The organism is Spirillospora sp. NPDC046719, assembly GCF_040645715.1.
Taxonomy (GTDB): domain Bacteria; phylum Actinomycetota; class Actinomycetes; order Streptosporangiales; family Streptosporangiaceae; genus Spirillospora.
This window is the reverse complement of the sequence record NZ_JBEYYT010000279.1, coordinates 8,391-12,753: the sequence shown is the minus strand read 5'-3', so window position 1 is coordinate 12,753 and position 4,363 is coordinate 8,391. Positions and strand designations below refer to the sequence as shown.

The 4,363-nt window shown below is 74.4% G+C and carries 4 protein-coding genes; all 4 read right to left on the bottom strand.

What is annotated here, in order from left to right:
- A partial coding sequence (locus ABZ914_RS34510) for a glutamyl-tRNA reductase (RefSeq protein ID WP_500198400.1) occupies positions 1-1,372 on the bottom strand: 1,372 nt, incomplete at its 3' end.
- Between the two features lie 121 nt (positions 1,373-1,493).
- Positions 1,494-2,237 carry a redox-sensing transcriptional repressor Rex gene (locus tag ABZ914_RS34505; protein ID WP_190859391.1) on the bottom strand — a complete coding sequence of 248 codons (744 nt, stop codon included), beginning with the start codon at positions 2,235-2,237 and terminating at the stop codon, positions 1,494-1,496.
- A 377-nt stretch (positions 2,238-2,614) separates the two neighbouring features.
- The gene (locus ABZ914_RS34500) at positions 2,615-2,890 is read right to left on the bottom strand and encodes a glutaredoxin family protein (protein WP_190859393.1); all 276 of its coding nucleotides are present in this window, start codon (positions 2,888-2,890) and stop codon (positions 2,615-2,617) included.
- Positions 2,891-2,892: 2 nt separating this feature from the next.
- Complete coding sequence (locus ABZ914_RS34495; RefSeq protein ID WP_500198397.1) at positions 2,893-4,263, bottom strand: putative quinol monooxygenase; 1,371 nt, start codon at positions 4,261-4,263, stop codon at positions 2,893-2,895.
- Positions 4,264-4,363: the final 100 nt, after the last annotated feature.

Sequence of the window (4,363 nt, the reverse complement as noted above, 5' to 3'; positions counted from 1 at the left end):
AACGCGCGCACCCGCACCACGGCGCCGGAGCGCTCCCGGGCGCCGGCTCCCCGGCGTCGTCGTCGGCGCGCATGTCGGCGCGCGCGACCGCCACCGGCGCCTTCGGGTCCAGGTCGAACAGCCGGCGCAGCGCGTCGGCGTAGGAGTCGCCGCCCGGCGCCGCCGCCAGCTCCTTCACCCGGACGGTCGGCGCGTGCAGCAGCTTGTCGGCGACCCGCCGGACGGTCTGCTGGATCTCCTTGACGGCCCGCTCGTCCAGCTCCGGCAGCCGGCCCGCGAGCCTGGTCAGCTCGGACTCCACGACCGCCGCGGCCTTGGTGCGCAGCGCCACCACCGTCGGCGCGACCGCCGCGGCGCGGGCCGCGCTGAGGAACGCCTCGACCTCGTCCCGGACGATCCGCCGGACCGCCTCCACCGCCTCGGGGCCGATCGCCCGCGCGGCCTCCTGCGCCGTGCGCAGCTCGTCCAGCCCGGCGAGCCGCACCCCGGGCAGCGCGCCGACGGCCGGGTCCACGTCGTGCGGGAGCGCCAGGTCCAGGAAGAACCGGTCCCGGCCGTCCGCCCCGACGCCCTGCGCCGCCACCTGCGGCGCCGTCAGCACCAGGCCCGTCGCGCCCGTGCACGACACCACCAGGTCCGCGTCGGCGATCGCCGCGTCCAGCGCCGCCAGCTCCACCGCCCGCGACGGCACCTCCAGCGACTCCGCCAGCCGGGCCGCGTTGGCGTACGTGCGGTTGGCGACCACGACCTCGCGGGCCCCGGCCCGGCTCAGCGTCGTCGCCGCCAGCGAGCTCATCGACCCCGCGCCGACCACCAGCGCCCGCACGCCGTCCAGCGGGCCGAGGTGCCGCTGCGCGACCTCCAGGCCCACGCTGACCAGCGACGCGCCCGCCTGGTCGATGCCGGTCTCCGCGTGCGCGCGCTTGCCGACCCGCAGCGCCTGCTGCAGCACGTCGTGCAGGTCGCGGCCGAGCGTCCCCTCGTCCTGGCCGAGCCGGAACGCCTTCCGCAGCTGCCCGAGGATCTGGCCCTCGCCGACGACCATCGACTCCAGCCCGCACGCCACCGCGAACACGTGCTGGACGGCCCGCTCCTCGTAGTGCACGTACAGGTGCCGGGACAGCTCGTCCAGCGGCACGCCGGAGTGCAGCGCCAGCAGCTCGGAGATCGCCGAGACGCCGCCGTGGAACTTGTCGACCACCGCGTAGATCTCGACCCGGTTGCACGTCGACACGATCGCCGCCTCCGCGACGTTCGCGGACTCGTGCACCGCGTGCAGCAGCTTCGCCAGGTCGTCCCCGGTCACCGCGGCGCGCTCCAGCACCGGCACGGGCGCGCTCCGGTGACTCAGCCCCACCACCAACACACTCATGCTGCGTCTCCCGCGAGCCTACGCGGCTCCATTCGCCGCCGCCTTCCCTCGTCGCTCTGGTCGCTCGTTCCTCGCTTCCGCCGCTCCTCAGTCCAGGCGACGCCGCGCCGCTCCGTCCCGCTCATGCTTCAACCGCCTCTACGTACTGCGTGGCGCCGGGAGGGGCGTCGCCGCTCTCCAGGGGGGCGTAGTCGTCCGGCCCCCCGGCCTTGCGCTGCTCGTGGAACGCGAGGATCTGCAGCTCGATGGACAGGTCGACCTTCCGCACGTCGACGCCGTCCGGCACCGACAGCACCACCGGCGCGAAGTTCAGGACGCTCGTCACTCCCGCGGCGACGACGCGGTCGCACACCCCCTGGGCGGCGGCCGCCGGGGTCGCGATCACGGCGATGGACACGCCGTGATCGGCGATCACGTCCTCGAGCCGGTCGGTGTGCTCCACGGTCATGCCGGAGATCTCCTGGCCGACGATCGCCTCGTCGGCGTCGAGCAGGCCGGCCACCCGGAATCCGCGGGACGCGAATCCGCCATAACCGGCCAATGCACGGCCCAGGTTACCGACACCGATGATGGCGACCACCCAATCCTGGGTGAGGCCAAGCTCACGTGAGATCTGGTAGACGAGGTACTCGACCTCGTACCCGACGCCGCGGGTGCCGTAGGAGCCCAGATGGGACAGGTCCTTGCGGAGCTTCGCCGAGTTCACCCCGGCCGCCGCGGCCAGTTCCTCGGACGAGACGGTCGCCACACCGCGCTCCTGGAGCCCGGTGAGGGCCCGCAGGTAGACGGGCAGGCGCGCGACGGTGGCTTCGGGGATGCCGCGGTCCGCGCGGTCGCGGTGCGTGCGGTTCTGTCGAGATGTCACGGCCTGCTCTTCGGGGCTCGACGCTGGGGGCGGGGCCCGAGAACCCCTCACCCCGGCTCGTGGCCGGACCGCACGGCCGCGGCCGGACCGCCCCAGGGCTATCCATCAGGTTAAGCCTTTGTGAATACGCGCACAAAGTGCCCCCCGGCGAGCGGGTGGGACGCCCGGGACGCGCACCGCCGGCCAAAGCCCGTCCAGCAGCGGGTTTCGTGACCGTACCGGCGGCGGGCCGCCCGGCGCGCCGCGGCGCGGTGTGACCGATGAGACATTCACCGGCCCGCTGTTTCAGGGCCCGGCCGTGACCCCTGCGGGCGCCTCGGCGGCTCTCGGGCGGTGCTCCGGCGGCGGTCCGTTGAGGGCCGCCCGGGGCGTGCGGGTCAGGCGGTGCCGCGGGCCTTGGCGATCGCGGCGCGCAGGCGGTTCTCGTCGACCCGCCAGAAGTCGTGCTGGACGCCGTTGATCAGCGTGACCGGGATCTGCTCCCAGTACTCCCGGGTGTCCTCCTCGGACCGGGTGATGTCCCGCTCGTCCCACGGCACGTCCAGCTCGGACGCGACGCGCTCGATGATCGCGCGGGCGTCCTCGCACAGGTGGCAGCCCGGCTTGCCGAGCAGCGTGATGCGGACCTCGCGGTCCGGGGCGCCGGCCGGCATGGTCACCTCCCCTGGCGGTCGGGCGCGGGCAGCGGCAGCTTGGCCGCGCCGAGCCGCAGCTCGATCACGTTCGTGGCCAGGACGTGCGTCCGCGACTCGGCGAGGAACCGCTGCAGGTGCGGCTGGCGCCGGTGCGTCGCGAACGCCGCGTCGTCCCGGAACAGCTGGTAGAAGATCCGCTGGGTGGGGCCGCCCACCACCTCGTGGCAGGTGAAGACCAGCGTGTCCGGCTCGACGGCCCGGACGGCCTTGACCAGCTCGGCGGCGAGCCGGTCGAAGGCGTCCTCCCGGCCGTCCAGCAGCGTGTAGACGGTGATCTGGCCGCACCCGTCGGGGAGGCCGCTTCCGGACGGGGCACCGGACGGGCCGAGCCCGCCGAGCGGGCCCGCGAGGGGGCCGCCGGACAGCACGGAGTCGGGGACGGGCGGCGGGCCGTCGACGCTGGTCGGGCCGGCCGGGTCCGAGCCGAAGGCGGACGGGTCGAAGCCCGCGGGGACCGCGGGGGCCGGGGCCTCCAGCGCGGGCGCGTCGGGGAAGCGCAGCTCCTCGGCGGGCGCCGGCTCGGGGAAGCGCAGCTCGCCGCGCCGCGAGTCGCCGGGCGGCGTCGGCGCCGGGACCGGCTCGGAGCGCGACGCGTACGCCTGCTCCTCGTAGCCGGTGGCGGGCTCGTCGGCGTACTCCTCGCCGTACTCGTCGTAGCCCTCGTCGTCCTCGTACACCGGGATGGTGCGCATCGCGCCGTACCAGACGAGGCCCGCCGCGCCGCCGAGCGCGATGATCGCGAGCGGGGCGGGCAGGAACCCGCGGGTGCCGCTGACCACCAGCACCCCCGCGAGCGCGACGAGCGCGACGGGGATGAGCAGCTCGCCGGCCTCGCGGTCGCGCTTGCTCGCCAGCCACGCGGTGACGCCCGTGCAGCCGACCAGCGCGATCACCGCGACCACGTGCGCGCCGTCGATCAGCAGCAGCGGCAGCGCGTCGTAGGTGGCGCTCGGCTTCGGCAGGCTCTTGGACAGCGAGCCCTTGAGCGGGTCGACCAGCAGGATGACGATCGCGACGACCGTGTAGGAGATCGTGAACAGCCAGGCGGCGAACCGGACCTGGACGTACCGGGCGATCAGCTCGATCATGCCGAGGGCCAGCCACACCGGTCCGATCAGCGCCGCGCCGAGCTCCATGATGCGGAAGAACAGGCCGTTGTAGCCGGCCATGAAGCCGATGGCCATGCACAGCAGCGCGAGGGTCAGTCCGACCTGGGTGAACGACCAGGCGATGAGGTAGAGCAGCCGGTCCTTGTAGGCGCGCTGGACGAGCAACCCGGTGGCCGCGAGGGCACCAAGGGTCGCAACGAACGCGATGAGGGCATCGACCATGGCGACCCCATGGTGCCCGATGGCGGGCGATGAGAGGTAACCGCCGTCTTCACAGGGCACCTCGCACCGCGCGGGCGCGGTGCGAGGCCGGCGCTCGGCC